The organism is Veillonella sp. DNF00869 (assembly GCF_001553345.1).
Taxonomy (GTDB): Bacteria; Bacillota; Negativicutes; order Veillonellales; family Veillonellaceae; genus F0422.
The window spans coordinates 387,425-405,058 of record NZ_KQ960771.1 but is presented as its reverse complement, the minus strand read 5'-3'; the positions used below and the strand labels follow the sequence as shown (position 1 = coordinate 405,058).

15 protein-coding genes are annotated in these 17,634 nt (G+C 38.9%); 13 read left to right on the top strand and 2 right to left on the bottom strand.

The window, feature by feature from the left end; genetic code table 11:
- The first annotated feature begins 165 nt into the window (after window positions 1–165).
- From groES to sufU, 10 genes are all read left to right on the top strand, one after another.
- The gene (gene groES, locus HMPREF3032_RS06155; protein WP_038144714.1) at window positions 166–444 is read left to right on the top strand and encodes a co-chaperone GroES; all 279 of its coding nucleotides are present in this window, start codon (window positions 166–168) and stop codon (window positions 442–444) included.
- A 42-nt stretch (window positions 445–486) separates the two neighbouring features.
- Window positions 487–2,115: a chaperonin GroEL gene (gene groL, locus HMPREF3032_RS06150; RefSeq protein WP_062403098.1), complete on the top strand. Its 1,629-nt coding sequence runs from the start codon at window positions 487–489 to the stop codon at window positions 2,113–2,115.
- 365 nt (window positions 2,116–2,480) lie between these two features.
- A complete protein-coding gene (locus HMPREF3032_RS06145; RefSeq protein WP_062403095.1) occupies window positions 2,481–3,950 on the top strand; it encodes a catalase in 1,470 nt (489 codons plus the stop codon).
- Between the two features lie 346 nt (window positions 3,951–4,296).
- Window positions 4,297–4,716, top strand: a complete 420-nt coding sequence (locus tag HMPREF3032_RS06140) for a DoxX family protein (RefSeq protein ID WP_062403092.1) — start codon at window positions 4,297–4,299, stop codon at window positions 4,714–4,716.
- 566 nt (window positions 4,717–5,282) lie between these two features.
- Window positions 5,283–6,536 carry a diaminopimelate decarboxylase family protein gene (locus HMPREF3032_RS06135; RefSeq protein WP_062403089.1) on the top strand — a complete coding sequence of 418 codons (1,254 nt, stop codon included), beginning with the start codon at window positions 5,283–5,285 and terminating at the stop codon, window positions 6,534–6,536.
- Window positions 6,537–7,145: 609 nt separating this feature from the next.
- Window positions 7,146–7,889: a Fe-S cluster assembly ATPase SufC gene (gene sufC, locus HMPREF3032_RS06130; RefSeq protein WP_009353596.1), complete on the top strand. Its 744-nt coding sequence runs from the start codon at window positions 7,146–7,148 to the stop codon at window positions 7,887–7,889.
- 9 nt (window positions 7,890–7,898) lie between these two features.
- Window positions 7,899–9,308 carry a Fe-S cluster assembly protein SufB gene (gene sufB / locus HMPREF3032_RS06125; RefSeq protein WP_009353634.1) on the top strand — a complete coding sequence of 470 codons (1,410 nt, stop codon included), beginning with the start codon at window positions 7,899–7,901 and terminating at the stop codon, window positions 9,306–9,308.
- 9 nt (window positions 9,309–9,317) lie between these two features.
- The gene (locus HMPREF3032_RS06120; protein ID WP_062403086.1) at window positions 9,318–10,367 is read left to right on the top strand and encodes a SufB/SufD family protein; all 1,050 of its coding nucleotides are present in this window, start codon (window positions 9,318–9,320) and stop codon (window positions 10,365–10,367) included.
- A 14-nt stretch (window positions 10,368–10,381) separates the two neighbouring features.
- Window positions 10,382–11,611 (top strand): aminotransferase class V-fold PLP-dependent enzyme, encoded by a 1,230-nt coding sequence (locus tag HMPREF3032_RS06115; protein WP_062403083.1) that lies wholly within the window; start codon window positions 10,382–10,384, stop codon window positions 11,609–11,611.
- A gap of 13 nt (window positions 11,612–11,624) precedes the next feature.
- Complete coding sequence (sufU, locus tag HMPREF3032_RS06110) at window positions 11,625–12,050, top strand: Fe-S cluster assembly sulfur transfer protein SufU (protein WP_009353628.1); 426 nt, start codon at window positions 11,625–11,627, stop codon at window positions 12,048–12,050.
- A 109-nt stretch (window positions 12,051–12,159) separates the two neighbouring features.
- On the opposite strand, the gene HMPREF3032_RS06105 is transcribed toward sufU, so the two are convergent.
- Window positions 12,160–12,384 carry a (2Fe-2S)-binding protein gene (locus HMPREF3032_RS06105; protein WP_009353629.1) on the bottom strand — a complete coding sequence of 75 codons (225 nt, stop codon included), beginning with the start codon at window positions 12,382–12,384 and terminating at the stop codon, window positions 12,160–12,162.
- A 221-nt stretch (window positions 12,385–12,605) separates the two neighbouring features.
- On the opposite strand from HMPREF3032_RS06105, the gene HMPREF3032_RS06100 reads away from it, so the two are divergent.
- Window positions 12,606–13,277: an HAD hydrolase-like protein gene (locus HMPREF3032_RS06100; RefSeq protein WP_062403080.1), complete on the top strand. Its 672-nt coding sequence runs from the start codon at window positions 12,606–12,608 to the stop codon at window positions 13,275–13,277.
- A gap of 236 nt (window positions 13,278–13,513) precedes the next feature.
- On the opposite strand, the gene HMPREF3032_RS06095 is transcribed toward HMPREF3032_RS06100, so the two are convergent.
- A complete protein-coding gene (locus tag HMPREF3032_RS06095) occupies window positions 13,514–14,740 on the bottom strand; it encodes an aminopeptidase (protein ID WP_062403077.1) in 1,227 nt (408 codons plus the stop codon).
- An 85-nt stretch (window positions 14,741–14,825) separates the two neighbouring features.
- Between HMPREF3032_RS06095 and HMPREF3032_RS06090 the strand changes: the two genes are divergently transcribed.
- Entirely contained in the window at window positions 14,826–15,422 is a 597-nt protein-coding gene (locus HMPREF3032_RS06090; RefSeq protein WP_062403072.1) for a ComEA family DNA-binding protein, read from the top strand.
- Window positions 15,419–17,629, top strand: coding sequence for a ComEC/Rec2 family competence protein (locus HMPREF3032_RS06085; protein ID WP_082717804.1), 2,211 nt, complete (start codon window positions 15,419–15,421; stop codon window positions 17,627–17,629). Before HMPREF3032_RS06090 ends, HMPREF3032_RS06085 begins: the two co-directional genes overlap by 4 nt.
- Window positions 17,630–17,634 lie beyond the last annotated feature (5 nt).

The window sequence follows — 17,634 nt, the reverse complement described above, 5'->3', positions numbered from 1 at the left end:
TGGCTGCTATGAAGCAAAGTTTTAACTATGAAAAAGTATTTAGTCAAAAAGTCAAAAAAGACTTGCAAAAATTTAAAAATGATTTATAATAATACTTGTGATTAGCACTCACCACTCTTGAGTGCTAACATCGATATTATAGTGTATAAGAGAAGAGGTATAACAATGAAACCATTAGGCGATCGTGTCATTATTCGTGTATTAGAAGTAGAAACAAAAACGGAAAGTGGTATCTTTTTAGCATCTTCCACAAAAGAACGTCCATCTGAAGGTACGGTTATTGCTGTGGGTCCTGGTAAATTATGTGACAATGGCGAACGTGTAGCACCAGAAGTTAAAGTGGGCGATACAGTTATGTTCTCCAAATATGCTGGTACTGAGTTCAAAATTGATGGCATTGACCATTTAATCATCAGCGAAAAAGATATTTTAGCAGTATTATAATCTGACCAAAGAAGGGGACAACCCCATATAGGAGGCTATACAATGGCAAAAGAAATTTTATTTAACGAAGAAGCACGCCGTGCATTAGGCCGTGGCGTTGATCAATTAGCAAATGCAGTAAAAGTAACATTAGGACCTAAAGGTCGCAATGTAGTATTAGAGAAAAAATTTGGTGCCCCAACAATCACTAACGATGGTGTGACTATCGCTCGCGATATTGAACTTCCAGATCCATTTGAAAACATGGGTGCTCAATTAGTGAAAGAAGTTGCTACTAAAACTAACGATGTAGCTGGTGATGGTACAACTACTGCTACAGTCTTGGCGCAAGCTATGATTCAAGAAGGTATGCGCAATGTAGCAGCTGGTGCTAACCCAATGATCCTTAAAAAAGGTATCGAATTAGCCGTTAAAAAATTAGTGGCTGAAATTCAATCCAAAGCGATTGATGTAAATGGTAAACAAGACATTGCTCAAGTAGCATCCGTATCTGCAGCTGACGAAGAAATCGGCGCATTGATCGCGGAAGCAATGGACCGTGTAGGCAACGATGGTGTTATCACTGTAGAAGAATCTAAAACATTACAAACTGAATTGAACGTAGTAGAAGGTATGCAATTTGACCGTGGCTACTTATCCCCTTACATGGTGACTGACCCAGATAAAATGGAAGCAGTTGTGAACGAACCATTGATCTTGATCACTGACCGCAAAATCTCCGTTATCGCTGATTTATTACCAGCTCTTGAAAAAGTTGTAAAACTTGGTAAAGAACTTGTGATCATTGCTGAAGACGTAGACGGCGAAGCATTGGCTACATTAGTAGTGAACCGCCTTCGTGGTACATTAAAAGCAGTAGCTGTGAAAGCTCCTGGATTCGGCGATCGTCGTAAAGCTATGTTAGAAGATATTGCTATCTTAACTGGTGGTATCGTCATCAGCGAAGAAGTGGGCTTGAAACTAGAGAATGTAGATTTAGAACACTTGGGTACAGCTCGTCAAGTTCGCATCACAAAAGACGAAACTATCATCGTTGATGGTAATGGTAATAAAGACGTGATTGCTCGTCGTGTAGCACAAGTTCGCGCACAAGCAGAAGAAGCTACTTCTGAATTCGATAAAGAAAAATTACAAGAGCGTTTGGCTAAATTGTCTGGTGGTGTCGCTGTGATCGAAGTAGGTGCAGCAACAGAAGTGGAATTAAAAGATAAAAAACTTCGCATCGAAGACGCATTGAACGCTACTCGTGCAGCTGTAGAAGAAGGTATCGTGGCAGGTGGTGGTACTACATTAATCGACATCATCCCAGCATTAGACGGTATCGAAGCAACTGGCGATGTATTGACAGGTGTAAATCTTGTTCGCCGTGCTGTGGAAGAACCACTACGCCAAATCGCTTACAATGCAGGTTTAGAAGGTTCCGTTGTAGTAGAACGCGTAAAATCTACTGAAAGCGGCATCGGTTTCAATGCATTAACAGAAGAATATGTAGACATGGTAAAAGCTGGTATCGTGGACCCTGCTAAAGTAACACGCTCTGCTTTACAAAATGCAGCATCCATCGCAGCATTAGTATTAACTACTGAATCCATTGTAGCTGACAAAGTAGATGAAAATGCTCCAATGATGCCTCCAATGCCTCCAATGGGTGGTATGGGCGGTATGATGTAATTTCAGATTGCATCCGTGGATCGCAGTATTGACTAAGTAAATACTATGGGGACTGTGAAAGAATAGAGGACTATTCTTTCATAGTCCCTTTTTGTTATATGGGATATATAGAAATGCCCTTGAATGCCTTGGGTATCCTTCTGGGGTATAGTTTCATATATATATGGATGATATATAATTAATAACTTGATAATGTTATAGTTAATAACATTAAGAATAATGAAAATTAATGGAAAATCATTATTGACAATACATAGAAAAAGTTTTATAATTACATCATAAAGTAACGGATAATTATTATCCGTTGTAAAAGATATAGGTTTTAATTTTATTATAATATGTATAAGTTTACAAAGGAGAAAGTTATGAAAGAAGAAAAATTGACAACAGCCTTTGGTGCTCCAGTGCCGGATAATAACAACAGTGCTACAGCTGGAAAACGTGGTCCTGTATTGATGCAAGATGTGTGGTTGATGGAAAAATTAGGTCACTTTGCTCGTGAAGTGATTCCCGAACGCCGTATGCATGCGAAAGGATCCGGTGCATTCGGTACTTTCACAGTGACAAACGACATCACTAAATATACAAAAGCAAAAGTATTCTCTGAAGTAGGTAAACAAACTGATTTGTTTGTACGTTTCTCCACAGTAGCTGGTGAACGTGGTGCCGCTGATGCGGAACGTGATATCCGTGGTTTCGCTGTGAAAATGTACACAGAAGAAGGTAACTGGGATTTAGTAGGTAACAACACACCAGTATTCTTCATCCGCGATCCATTGCAATTCCCTGATTTGAATCGTGCGGTAAAACGTAATCCTGAAACTAACTTGCGTGACGCTACTGCAAACTGGGATTTCTGGACTAGCTTGCCAGAAGCAATGCACCAAATCACGATCGTTATGAGTGACCGTGGTATTCCTGATGGCTACCGTCATATGCATGGTTTTGGTTCCCACACATATAGCTTAATCAATGCAAACGATGAACGCGTATGGGTGAAATTCCACTGGGTATGCCAACAACCAATTAAAAACTTAACAGAAGATGAAGCAGCTGCTATCATTGCGAATGACCGTGAAAGTGCACAACGTGACTTATTTGACGCGATCGCTAAAGGTGATTTCCCTCGTTGGAAATTATACATTCAAGTGATGACAGAAGAACAAGCAGAAGCTCTTCCATACAATCCATTTGACCTTACAAAAGTATGGTATAAAAAAGACTTCCCATTAATCGAAGTAGGGGTAATGGAATTGAACCGCAACCCAGAAAACTACTTCCAAGATGTAGAACAAGCTGCATTTGCTCCATCCACAATCATTCCTGGTATTGGATTCAGTCCTGACCGCATGTTACAAGGTCGTTTGTTCTCCTACGCTGATGCACAACGTTACCGCTTAGGCACAAACTATCCATCCATTCCTGTGAATGCGCCTAAATGCCCATTCAATTCTTACCATCGTGATGGACAAGGCCGTGTAGATGGCAACCATGGCGCTACTATTGGATATGCTCCAAATAGCTTTGGCCAATGGGCTAACCAACCACAATACAAAGATCCAGGATATGACGTGTCTGGTAAAGCATACCAATACGACTTCCGTGAAGATGATTCCGATTACTACACACAACCTGGTAAATTGTTCCGTCTCATGACTCCAGAACAACAACAAGTATTGTTTAGTAATACAGCTCGCAATATGGCAGGAGTTCCATTGTTCATCCAAGAACGTCATGCTAAACATTGCTATGCATGTGATCCTGCATATGGTGAAGGCGTAGCGAAAGCATTGGGTATTACAGTAGATTTCTCTACACCTGCTGACATCGGGTAACACTTGCAGCCCTATTCAGTCTATGGCGTTCCTTTGAAAATAGCATAATAGTAGGAGTGCGACACATTCCCTCACAAACGGTATTTCATAATGTTTGTTCGGGAACATGTCGCACTCCTTTTGTGTTGTCATTATTTTAGCAAAGGAAACGCCATAGACTTTTATGCACAACTGCGTTCAAAGGGATAGGGGAACATGGGGCAATCGTATTAAACAGTTCTTAGTAGGATATAAGGTATAGGATTATGTATAGAATTGCATTTAGGAGAGTGGTAAGGTGTTATGGTATACTTATGTATATTAGTTAATTAATTGCAAGAAAATTTGTTGAGGGAAGGATACACATATGGTTCATTTTTTATTGCGTGGTAAACCTACGTATGTTAACTTTGGAATATTGGTGTTGCGATTAGCTCTTGGTATCTCTATGGTCTATCATGGATATGTGAAGTTCTTAAGTGGCGCATCGGGGTTATATAAAGTAGGTGCTATGTTAGGATCATTAGGATTGCCTGGGTACTTTGAAGTGTTTGGAGCTTTTGCAGCAATTTGTGAATTTATTGGTGGTATGTTGGTTGTTTTTGGATTATTTACACGCTTTGGAGCGTTGTTATTAGCTGGAGTTTTGTTTACAGCTACCATTCTTCATATAGATGCAGGTTTCTTTGCATGGGATTATCCATCACAAATGGGATTTGCTGCATTGGCTATATTCTTTATGGGTGGTGGACGATATAGTGTAGATGCGTCTTTATTTGGGAAGTAACTTGTTGTGCTATGTAGTCTGTGGCATTCTAAACTGAATAGAAGTAAAGGGAAGAGCACGGTATACTCCTCACAAACGGCACTATGTAATGTTTGTTCGGAGCACACCGTGCTCTTCTTGAGGCTATCTAATGTATGCAGTAAGGAACGCCACAAGTCTACTACGCTCAATTGCGTTTCTTAAGGAGGAGCACGCCATCGGCTTTTGTGCTTGTGTAAACTAAGTAGTAAGAAACGTTACAAGGCTACTATTTGCAACGGCATTCCATAGGTGAGATTATGTTTTTATAAGTCATATATATCATTTAATATATACATTCTATAGAATCTTTACAATTCTATAGAATGTATGTTACAATACGTTACGGTATTCATGGATTACCTTTGGATTGATGACATAGTATTATGTATTTCTTTCACAGGTAATGGTATAACTCTTAAGGTCTAGGCGGAAATGGGTCGCTCCTTATTGAGATAATACATGAAGAGTGCCTATTGTTTAATATATTGCTATGTTACAGAAAGAGGCTGTCACATAGTACATTACAAATAGATTGAGGAGTTAAGATGAACGCAAAGACAACACCATTTACAAAGGAACAATTAGAAACGATTATCGAGCAATATCCAACGCCGTTCCATATTTATGATGCGAAAGGTATTATGGATAATATGCGCGCATTTTTAGATGCTTTCAGTTGGGCACCAGGGTTCAAACAATATTTTGCTGTGAAAGCAACGCCAAATCCATATATTATGAAAATGATGAAAGAAATCGGTATTGGTGCAGACTGCTCCTCTATGGCAGAACTAATTTTGAGCGAAAAGGTGGGGATTACAGGAGATGACATCATGTTCTCCTCCAATGATACGCCGTACGAAGAATACAAAAAAGCGATGGATTTAGGTGCGATTATTAACCTAGATGATATTACGCACATTGCGTATTTGGAACAACATGGTGAGTTACCAGATCGTTTTTGTTTCCGTTACAATCCAGGTTCTTTAAAAGAAGGTGGTAACACAATTATCGGCCTTCCGGAAGAAGCGAAATATGGCATGACGGAAGCACAAATCATGGAAGCTATCAACTACTTAAAAGGAAAAGGTATTACTAACTTCGGTTTACATACGATGGTGGTATCCAATGAACTAGATGTTGATGGCTTAGTAGGCACGGCTGAATTGATGTTTAACCTAGCATTGCGTGTGAAAGAACAAACTGGTGTAGAAGTATCTTTTATTGACCTTGGTGGTGGTATTGGTGTTGCTTATAAACCAGAGCAGACTCCAGTAGATTATAAGGTGTTAAGTGCAGGTGTAAAAGCAGCCTATGACCGTTTGATTACAGGAACTGGTCATAGCCCTATTCAATTGGCATACGAGTGTGGTCGTATGGTGACAGGTCCTTATGGGTATTTGGTGGCTACAGCGATCCACAAAAAAGATATTTATAAACATTATATTGGCTTAGATGCATGTATGTCTAACTTGATGCGTCCAGCTTTATATGGCTCGTATCATCATATTACTGTGATGGGAAAAGAAAATGAGCCAGCTAACATGACCTATGATGTGACTGGATCTTTATGTGAAAATAATGATAAATTTGCCATCGATCGTCAATTACCAAAAATTGACATGGGCGACCGCATTGTGATTCATGATGCTGGTGCTCATGGTCATGCTATGGGCTTCAATTACAATGGTAAATTACGCTCCGCAGAGCTATTACTACATGAAGATGGCAGTGTCACACAAATTCGCCGAGCAGAAACACTAGATGATTATTTTGCTACATTAGATTTTTCTAATTTATAAGTAGAAATGTAAAGGGCTGTTCTTTACGATAGTTATTTAGGCTAATATAGACATATGCTTTAGTTACTTCTGAGACATTATTATACATCTCAGAGAAATAGAGTATATGTCTATTTATATATAATTAGCATCCAATCGTGAGGGGCAATCTGTTAGAGTTGGTATACAATCGTGTAGGATAAAATTACAAGTCTATATTTATAGAAATTGAGTGTAGTTATGTGGAGAGAGTAAAATGCTTTATATCCCTAAAAAAATATGGGAATAGCATTTACAATATTGAGAAAATTCGGTATAATAAACATTGTTGAGTCTCTTGGTGGAGAATTTAAATTTCAATATGCTATAAATGAATAGATGATATGTTAATATATCATTAAAATCATAGTAAAATAGTAGAAATTACCTTGCGGTTCGAGTCTATACACAGTATAATATAAATAGTATATTTACTAAATTAGATTTAAGCCAAAGTGGCGTTCTCGTGCTATGAATATAACGGCGGATTACACTTTGGTGGAATCCGTTTTTTTACGGTATTCAACATATGCTAAGACCTAACGAGTCTTCTTTTGTATATAGTAACTTATTTGATAAGGAGTGACATACGTGGCAGAATTACTTCGCGTAGACAATGTGCGTGCCTCTATTGAAGAGAAAGAAATCTTAAAGGGCATCAATTTAACAATTAATAAAGGTGAAATCCATGTAGTAATGGGCACAAACGGTGCTGGTAAATCTACATTGGCCAATGTAATCATGGGCAACCCTGCTTATGAAGTAACAGAAGGCTCCATCGTATTTGATGGTGAGAATATCACTGAAGAAGCTGTAAACGATCGTGCGAAAAAAGGTATTTTCATGTCTTTTCAACATCCAATTTCCGTACCAGGTATTACAGTAGAAAACTTCATCCGCACGGCTAAAAACACAATTACTGGTGAAAACGTACGTGCTTTAGCTTTCAAAAAAGAATTGAAAGCAAAAATGGAAGAATTATCTTTCGATACTTCTTACGCTAACCGTTATGTGAACGAAGGTTTCTCCGGTGGTGAAAGAAAGAAAAATGAAATTCTTCAAATGTCTATTTTGAATCCTAAATTGGCTATCCTTGATGAAACTGATTCCGGTCTTGACGTAGATGCTGTTCGTATCGTATCTGAAGGTGTAAACCGTTTCCATAATGAAGAGAATGCGGTGCTAATCATCACTCACCATAATCAAATTCTTCAAAAATTAAATCCAAACTATGTACACATCTTAATCGATGGCCGTATTGTAAAAACTGGTGGCCCTGAACTCGTTCGTGAAATCGAAGAAAAAGGCTACGACGCATATAAAAATTTAGTATAGGAGGATTTCATGGAAGCGAGAAAGAAAACTCAAATTGAGGAGATGGATCGCGGCGTCTATGACATTCGTAATGAATTTGATTTCTCCTATAAATCAGAAGCTGGTTTAACAGAAGATATCATTCGTGAAATATGGGCTAACAAAAATGAGCCACAATGGATGTTAGATTTCCGTTTAAAATCTCTTGAAATTTACAATCAATTAGAGGTTCCTAATTGGGTGCCAGATATTAGCGCCTTAAATATGGCAGATATTGTGACCTATGTAAAACCTAAAATTGATATGAAAGAAGACTGGAACGAAGTTCCAGAAGATATTAAAGAGACATTTGACCGTCTTGGTATCCAAGAAGCTGAAAAAACTTCTTTGGCTGGTGTAGGCGCTCAATATGACTCTGAGGTTGTATATCATAGTATTCAAGAAGACTTGATTCGTCAAGGCGTTGTATATACTGATATGCAGACAGCACTACACGAACATGAGGATATTGTAAAACAATATTTCATGACATTAGTGCCACCTACAGATCATAAATTTGCAGCTTTACATGGTGCAGTATGGTCTGGCGGTTCCTTCGTGTATGTACCAAAAGGAGTGACTGTAGATATTCCATTGCAGTCTTACTTCCGTTTAAATGCACCAGGCGCAGGTCAGTTTGAACATACTTTAATCATCGTAGAAGAAGGGGCAAAAGCACACTTCATTGAAGGTTGTTCCGCTCCAAAATACAATGTAGCTAACTTACATGCTGGTTGCGTTGAGTTATTCGTAAAAGATAATGCTACTTTGCGTTATTCTACTATCGAAAACTGGTCTAAAAACATGTACAACTTGAATACAAAACGTAGTCGAGTTGGTAAAAATGGTACAATCGAGTGGGTATCTGGATCCTTCGGATCTGCTGTATCTTGCTTATATCCAATGAGTATCTTGGCTGGTGAAGGCGCGCATTGTGAATTCACGGGCGTTACATTTGCTGGGGAAGGACAATATTTAGATACAGGGGCAAAAGTTATTCATGCCGCACCACATACAACAAGTAATGTTAACTCTAAATCTATTTCTAAGAGTGGTGGTACAGCGATTTACCGTGGTGTCTTGAACATCGGTAAAAATGCAGACCATTCTAAAGCGACAGTATCTTGTGAGTCCTTAATGTTAGACCAAGAGTCTCAATCCGATACCATTCCATCTATTACTATTGAAAATGATAATGTCGATTTAGGGCACGAAGCAAAAATCGGCCGTATTTCCGATGAAGCGATTTTCTACTTAATGACTCGTGGTATTAGTGAAGAAGAAGCAAGAGCAATGCTTGTACGTGGTTTCGTAGAACCAATTTCTAAAGAATTACCATTAGAATATGCGGTAGAAATGAATAATTTGATTACCTTAGAACTTGAAGGTTCTATCGGATAGGAGGTTAGGATGAGCAACACATTACATTTTAATGAATTGCCTAGACCGACTTTCCGTTGGTTAAAGGTAAATCATACAGAAGGCAATGTATGGGCTGGTACAGAACGTGCTACAGTGACAGTTGAAGGGTCCAAGCACATTGTAACAGACATTACAAATAAGGAATTATTAGAGCCTTCTTATGAAGGCGTCCATGCTGGTGCGTTGCGCGATGCATCTCATCACTTTACACATGGCTATCACATTCAAGTACCAGCTGGTGCAAAGGAAGCATTGACCATAGTTCTTGATGTACAAGGTGCTGTCAGTGAAAGAACACGCTTACAAATCGAAGCGGAAAAAGACTCTACCTTAGAGTTAACACTTTGCTTGAAAGGTGAAGCTACTGATGGTCATGTAGGATTACTTTCAGAAATCGTATCCCATACAGGGGCGTCGGTAGTATTCAAAAAAGTGCAATTGCTAACTGGTAAAGTACAACAATTTGAACATCGTTATACACGAGTAGAAGAGTCTGGTCATGTAGAGTTCATCAATATTGAGTTGGGTGGCTCTGAAAACTTCTTGAACTATCAAGAAGATTTAGTAGGAGACTACGCAGAAGTAGAACATGATTTAGGCTACTGCGGTACTGGTACGCAAGTATTTGACATTGCCATGTTAATGAAACATATCGGTAAAAAAACAATTAGTAATATTAATAACTTAGGTGCATTGAATGGTTCTTCTAAAAAATCATTCCGTGGTACCTTAGATTTCTTGCGTGGTAGCTTGGCATCTGAAGGTGCAGAAGAAGATACATGTTTGCTATTAACTCCACAAGTCAAATCCATTTCTTTACCATTATTATTGTGTAAAGAAGATAATGTATCTGGTAATCACGCATCCAGTGCTGGTCAATTAGACCCAGCCAAATTATTCTATTTAATGAGCCGTGGTTTCAACGAAGAAGAAGCAAAACATATCATCGTAGAATCCATGTTACGACCATTGATTGATCGTATTGGCAATGAAGAAATGGAAGAAACTGCCTTAGCAGTACTACGACAAAAAATATAATTGAGAGGGATAGTATGAAACCAATAGCAGAGGCATATAAAGATTTTCCAATTTTAACAAGAACTCATCGTGGTAAACGTATTGCTTACTTGGATAGCGGTGCCACTACACAAATTCCAGTGCCAGTGATGAAAGCATTAGAAACGCATATGGCGAATCATAATGGAAATCCCCATCGTGGAGCCCATGTGCTTGCTATGGAAGCATCCGAGGCCTATGAAGGTGCTCGTGATGTGGTGCAACGATTCATTAATGCTCGTAAACGCGAAGAAATTATCTTCACTCGAAACACTACAGAAAGCTTGAACTTAATTGCTCATTCCTATGGCTTGAAGCATGTAAAAGAGGGAGATAAAATCGTCATCACTATAGCAGAGCATCATGCAAATCTTGTGACTTGGCAATATGTATGCCGAGTGACAGGGGCCACTTTGGAATATATGTACTTAGATGAAAATGGTCACATCAAAGATGGTGAAATGGATAAAATTGATGGATCTACAAAAATTGTATCCTTTGCCCATGTAAGTAATGTGTTAGGTATGGAATTTCCAGTAAAAGAGCTGGTGGAACGCGCTCATGCTGTTGGTGCTATTGCTATCGTAGACGGAGCGCAATCGGCTCCTCATCAAGCTATTGATGTGCAAGCGTTAGATTGTGATTTCTTCGTATTCTCAGGCCATAAAATGTGTGCTTCTCAAGGTATTGGTGTGGTGTATGGTAAATATCACTTATTAGAAGACATGGATCCATTCTTATTTGGTGGGGACATGATTGAATATGTGAAAGAACAAACTACAACATTCAATGAAGTACCTTATAAATTTGAGGCTGGCACACCCAATGCACATGGTGCTGTCACATTAAAAGCTGCCATTGAGTATTTGGAACAGTTTGGTATGGATGCTATCCATGAATATGAACAAGAATTAGTGCGCTATGTATTACCTAAACTAGCGGCTATGCCACATATTCATGTATTAGGTAGTGCCAATCCAGAAGAAAAGCATGGAGTCATTGCTTTCACTGTGGATGATGTTCATCCTCACGATGTAGCAACCATCATGGATAGCCATGGGGTATGCTTACGTTCTGGTCATCATTGTGCGCAACCACTAGGTGCTTACTATGGAGTACCGGCATCCAACCGTATTAGTATGTACATTTATACTAAAAAAGAAGATTTAGATCAATTTTTGGAAGCCCTGAAAACAGTTCGACCAACCATGGGCTTGTCAGAGTAAGGAGAACAATACCATGGAAATGGATCAAGTGTATACGGAACTGATTTTGGAGCATAACCAAGACAAGCGTAATAAGCGTTTGTTAGAGGTGTTTACTGCTAGTGAACATGGTCATAATCCAAGTTGCGGTGATGATTTAACATTGCAAGTGAATGTGGTAGACGGTATTGTAAAAGATGCTGCTTATACAGGTTCCGGCTGTGCTATCAGCCAAGCATCGGCATCTATGATGATTGATGTCATTACTGGTAAATCCTTAGAAGAAGCTTTTCAACTAGTGGACCTTTTCTTAGGAATGATCAAAAAAGAAGTGACTGATGAAGACGAATTAGAAGCCTTAGAAGATGCGATTGCTTTGCAAAATATTTCTAACATGCCTGCCCGTGTTAAATGTGCAGTGCTTGCTTGGCATACATTGCGTGAAGCATTAAAGAAATAAAAAGAAGGCTGCTACAGAATGATGTACATTCTTGAGCAGCCTTTTTTGTGTATATAAAAAAGATAGGTGATATGTATCACCTATCTTATGGTTCTTATGTTGGTCGTGCTTACCATTGTCCTTCTTGGTGCTCTTTTAAAAGTTTCACCACTCGTGGGCCACAGCCTTTGCCACCGCATGCACCGGTACCAGCACTAGTGCGCTCTCTAATTTTAGGAAATGTATCGCAACCATCTAAGATTGCTTCTTTAATTGCTTTTCTTGTAATACTACGGCAAGTACAAACTTTTGTTAATTTATCTAAAATGGCCGTAGGAATTTGATTATCTTCCATACTGTCCTCCTGCTATATAGAAACTTTTCTATATACAGTATACTCTTTACTGTATGACTTGTAAAGGTATTTTTCACAGCTAAGAAATGTATCCTGTACCTAAGAAGATATAGAACTAGTATACTTTTGAAAGTAGAACTGACACATGGAAACAACTAACGATTACTTATTATCTGTATTAACCTATATATTACCCCGCATTTATTTTGATAGGAGTCATTATGATTTGTGTTATTTTTGATTTAGATGGAACATTAACAGATTCTCATGAAGGAATTTTAAAATCTATACGTCATGCCTTAACGAGTATGAATCATCCTATTCCTGATGAGGACACATTACAATTATTCATTGGTCCACCGTTGGCGGATTCTTTTAAAGAACATTGCCATATGACAGATGAAGAGGTGGAGCAGGCCTACAACTTTTTCAAAGAACGGTATGATTCCGTAGGAAAATATGAAAATGCAGTGTATCCCCAAATTGAAGAAGCCTTAAAAGCGCTTCGTAAGACAGGTGCTTATGTTGGGATTGCTACAGCAAAACCAGAAGAACAAGCAAAGGATATTATTAAGCATTTTAAACTAGATCCATACTTTGAAGTAATTCGTGGGGCCAATCGAGAAATTGGTTTAGTCCATAAGCTAGATATTTTGAAAGAGGCGCTGCAAGATATGGAGACCATTACAGCCCAAAAATATAAAATCTCCCGTTGGTATATGGTGGGAGATCGTAAATACGATATGGAAGCAGCCAAAACATTAAATTGTGTGGCTATGGGGGTATCCTACGGTTATGGTTCAGTGGAAGAATTAGAATCTGCTGGTGCTGATTATATCTGTGAAAGCCCATCCGATGTACTAGTAAATATCGCTGTAGATACATTGCTATAAGGCACTATTTACAGTACAATTAGGTTATATATCTAGAAGATCATAGGGTCGTCATAGAATAGACTACTGGTATATGGCAGAAAATAAATAGATATAATAAAAAGAGATACCTTGCGGTCATGCAAGGTACCTCTTTTTTGCATTACCATATGTTAGTTCATATCGCTTCCCATAAGATGGGGAGTTCTGATGATTTTATGGGAAATATGCATAGTAGTATGTTAGATAGAGCGCCCTTATACTTGCAATCGGCCTTCAATCATAATAGGAACTTCTTTGCCATCTTTTGTAGTGCCTATGATGTTCATTTTTTCATGACCAATCATAAAGTCTGTATGTGCTAAGGATGTATTTAGTCCACGAGCGTGTAGTTCTTCTTGAGATAATCCATCGCTATGGGCTAAGCAAGTTGGATATGCAGCACCTAATGCTAAGTGGCAAGATGCATTTTCATCGTACAAGGTTTCAAAGAAAATCATATTGGATTGGCTAATAGGGGAGTAATGGTCTACAAGGGCTACTTCTCCAAGGTAGCAAGAGTTTTCATCCGTCTCGATGAGGTTTGTTAAATACTCACGACCTTGTTTGGCATCGTAGTCAACAACCTTACCATCTTTGAATGTCATATGGAAGTCTTCGATACGGTTTCCATCATAGATCAATGGTTTCGTAGAATACACGATACCGTTGGCACCTGCATAATGAGGAGCGGAAAAGACTTCTTCCGTTGGAATATTGGCATCAAAGATAATTCCTTTTTTAGATGATTCTTTACCACCTAACCATAAGTGCCCTTCTGGCATTTGTAAAGTTAAGTCTGTACCGTTTGGACAGGTATAATGTAAGGATACCAATTGTAAATCATTTAGTGTTTTGGTGCGCTTAGCAAGGCGATCTAAATGGTTGGCAAAGGATTCTTCTTCTGGTACGTGTTTCATACGACATAAGGTAAAGATAGTATTCCATAAGCGGTTGATTTTCTCTTCGTCTGTGCCCTCATAACCAAGCAAATCAGCCCATGTGAGAGTAGCTACTGAGGCTACACACCAAGTAAGGGTGGAATCCATAATGGCCTCGTGGTAAAATTTAGTTAACTTGCCCATGCTACGAGAGGCGAGGGCGATTTTTTCAGAAGGCACGCCTTCATAGGCAAATGGATTCGCACTGATTAAGGATAAAATACATGCGTTGGAATCAAGGATATGGTGATACATATCTTTAATCCAAGGCGCGGGATTAGATAAGACCTCATCTTTTACATTGGATAGACGAGACTTAGCTGTGATAGTGCTACGCCAATTAATGTGCACATCTTTGGCACCCAGTGCATAGGCCTCGTCCACAACGATGTATACAAAATCTTTATTTTCTACATCTCCATTGATGACTAACAGTTGGTTTTGTTGTAAATTGACTCCTTCTTGTAGTAAAAGACGGGCATATTGTTGTAAATCTTCTTTCATAATACCTCCCAATATATACTGGTAGTGAATTTTAAAGGATACTACTCATCTATGACGAACCTTTTGTTTGAAAGGATGTGATAGAATGAAAGTAACAAATCGAAAACGAATTGGCATCATCGTATGCCTATTCCTACTGTGTGTATGTGGATACTATCTTATTATAGCAGATACACCAATGAAAGGCGATGGATCACCATCTGATACCCCAAAGATTGTGAAGCAGTTAGACAAAGGAAATCGTGGTGGTCCAGTGGAGAAGGAAACGAAAGCAGATACAATTTTGGTGTATGTCACAGGAGCGGTAGAAGAACCAGGCTTGTATGAGCTACAAAGCCCTGCAACAGTGAAGTCAGCTATTGAGGCCAGCAAAGGACTATTACCCTATGCAGATGTGAATCATCTACATTTAGAAGATACCTTAGAGGAAAGCACACATATTCATGTAGATTTCAACTTTCAGGGAAGTCCTGAGGAGTTACTACGAAAACAAAATATCTCTATTAATGATGGAACCGAAGCAGATTTACAAAAAATATCGGGCATAGGCCCTAAGATGGCGAAAAAGATTGTGGACTATCGTCAAGAACATGGTCCTTTCAAAAGTTTAGAAGAATTACGACAGGTGAAGGGGATAGGACCTGCATTGTATAAAAAAATTGTGGAGAAAGTACGATTATGAAAAGGTTACCCAAGCCAATAGATCTAGGTATCACCAGTGTGCTAGGAATACTATTGGGAATTTGTATGAGTCTATACGAAAACGAATTACACACCTATCTTATGTATTGGTTAAGTATCATCACTATATTTGGCATCCTTGGGATAATAGGATTACGTGGATACGAACAACGTAATGAATATATGTATAAAATGATGCGATATGTGATGGGCTTAGTGGGTATTATTTCTGTATTTACTGCTATAGGATATGTACATACAGATCGAGTCATCACACACTATTTTGAAGATAGACCGTTTTATTATGGTGCCGATGGTGCCTATTATGTGCAATTAACTAGTAACCCACAGCCTACGGTGACGCTAGAGGGCATTATGACCATGGTAGATGCTGATGTAGAAGGTATGGATATAGATAAGAATGGCGCTACTGAGCATGTGCCAGCTAAGGGAAGTATTCGTATCTATGTGCCAGGAGAGCCACCTATTCATATGGGAGATCGCTACGTCATTCGTGGCACTGTGAAAGGCTTTACCTATTACGAGCAAAGTGGTTCTCTATCTATGAAAACGAGACATATCAATGATGGATTGCAAGGAAATTTATACCAAGGGACCATAGAGGACCCTTACACAGTAGAGAAGACCCTAGGCACATGGATAGCTGATACGGGGTATGCGCTGGGTGCTTATCTAGATAGAGTCCATCATTGGGTGGCACAACAATTTGAAGAGAATCTAGATCCATCCATTGCTAGCTTAGGCTCCTCCTTGGTTCTAGGCGGTCAATATGCTATGCTACCAGAAACGATGGTAAAATTATTCAGTGAAACAGGGCTTATCCATATTTTGTCGGTGTCAGGGTCTCATATTGCCTTGTTATTTCTCATTATTTCTATCGTATTGCAGCGGGTGCATTTACGTAAAGGTGTAGAATTTTCCATCACTTGTGCTTTGATTTTACTGTACTGTACAATTGTGGGCTGGAGTCCGCCAGTATTACGATCTGCCATGATGGGACTATTAAGTGGATACGTTGTTATGCATGGTGGTATGTATCGTGCTTTACATGCGCTCCTACTATCTGCCTTATGTTTACTGTTATGGAAGCCATTATTCGCGGTAGATATTAGTTTTGTATTATCTTTTGGGTCTACCTTGGGGATCATCGGATTGTATCCCTATGTGTATCGGCTATTTCCGCCGAATCCTATCTCTAAAGGTGTGGCTTTATGTATCTCTGCACAAGTTCTCATATTTCCTATAGAGCTGTATTATTTTCATATACTCAGTTTCCTTAGTATCATCTCTAACCTTATAGTAGGGCCCTTGCTAGATATAGCGATTATAGCAGGTCTTTTCTTGTCTATCCTAAATTTAGTATTTACTTTTACATTAGGTTGGTCCCTCTTAGGTTTCATTCTGAAAGCCAGCATGTCTCTTTTATTTGCTATTCGTAATCTAGGTCTATTGTGGTCACCGCCCATGCCTTTGTGGTTAGTGGCAGTGTGGTATCTAGGCGTGGCGTATATATATTGGTTATTAGCACTGAAAGAGCCTATTTGTGTGGCATGGAATAGGATGGCAAGTATTGCACTCTTGGTAGTAGGGATGTTGCCTTTACTACTATCGTATGTAAAACCAACGGTGCAAGTGGTCCCTATTGCTATCTCCTCAGGACCAGCTTTCATGGTCTGTAAGACAGGCTTTCATAAGGAGGCGTATCTTTATATAGATGCTAAGAATGGCGATATTTCACCGCGAGCGATGAAACAATGTGTAGATGCCTTGCATCATCGTGGGTTTAGTCGTTGGAATGGTGTGTTTGTAGAAGGATATCAGAAGGGGTACACTCATGTGGATACCTTAGAACATCTTTATAGTAAAGGGCAAGCTGGTAAAGAGCTAACACTAGATTGGTTATCTGTACAACTTCATACCAAAGCAGGCTATGAAATTATCGTAACAGGACATAGAAAGTTTCACTTTCATCCTAGAAAAGAAGGAGAAAAAGTTCAAGAAATAGTGTATAATACTAAGAGAGAAACGAATACAATATATGGCTTGACCGCTAGCAATCAATTATTGCATTATCAAGAACGAGGAGCAATGCATTTTATCGTGTGGAATACCTTGCACAGTCAATTTGATGTGGAGGAAGGCGTGTATATTGTAGGTAGTGATGAAAACAATGTAGTAACATTATAAGAGGT

What these genes read in the sequence shown, in the direction of transcription:
- HMPREF3032_RS06105 (WP_009353629.1), bottom strand. Translation starts at nt 12,384, where the DNA reads ATGGAAGATAATCAAATTCCTACGGCCATTTTAGATAAATTAACAAAA.
- sufU (WP_009353628.1), top strand. Translation starts at nt 11,625, where the DNA reads ATGGAAATGGATCAAGTGTATACGGAACTGATTTTGGAGCATAACCAA.
- sufB (WP_009353634.1), top strand. Translation starts at nt 7,899, where the DNA reads ATGGAAGCGAGAAAGAAAACTCAAATTGAGGAGATGGATCGCGGCGTC.
- HMPREF3032_RS06095 (WP_062403077.1), bottom strand. Translation starts at nt 14,740, where the DNA reads ATGAAAGAAGATTTACAACAATATGCCCGTCTTTTACTACAAGAAGGA.
- HMPREF3032_RS06120 (WP_062403086.1), top strand. Translation starts at nt 9,318, where the DNA reads ATGAGCAACACATTACATTTTAATGAATTGCCTAGACCGACTTTCCGT.
- HMPREF3032_RS06145 (WP_062403095.1), top strand. Translation starts at nt 2,481, where the DNA reads ATGAAAGAAGAAAAATTGACAACAGCCTTTGGTGCTCCAGTGCCGGAT.
- HMPREF3032_RS06140 (WP_062403092.1), top strand. Translation starts at nt 4,297, where the DNA reads ATGGTTCATTTTTTATTGCGTGGTAAACCTACGTATGTTAACTTTGGA.
- HMPREF3032_RS06135 (WP_062403089.1), top strand. Translation starts at nt 5,283, where the DNA reads ATGAACGCAAAGACAACACCATTTACAAAGGAACAATTAGAAACGATT.
- HMPREF3032_RS06085 (WP_082717804.1), top strand. Translation starts at nt 15,419, where the DNA reads ATGAAAAGGTTACCCAAGCCAATAGATCTAGGTATCACCAGTGTGCTA.
- groES (WP_038144714.1), top strand. Translation starts at nt 166, where the DNA reads ATGAAACCATTAGGCGATCGTGTCATTATTCGTGTATTAGAAGTAGAA.
- groL (WP_062403098.1), top strand. Translation starts at nt 487, where the DNA reads ATGGCAAAAGAAATTTTATTTAACGAAGAAGCACGCCGTGCATTAGGC.
- HMPREF3032_RS06115 (WP_062403083.1), top strand. Translation starts at nt 10,382, where the DNA reads ATGAAACCAATAGCAGAGGCATATAAAGATTTTCCAATTTTAACAAGA.
- HMPREF3032_RS06090 (WP_062403072.1), top strand. Translation starts at nt 14,826, where the DNA reads ATGAAAGTAACAAATCGAAAACGAATTGGCATCATCGTATGCCTATTC.
- HMPREF3032_RS06100 (WP_062403080.1), top strand. Translation starts at nt 12,606, where the DNA reads ATGATTTGTGTTATTTTTGATTTAGATGGAACATTAACAGATTCTCAT.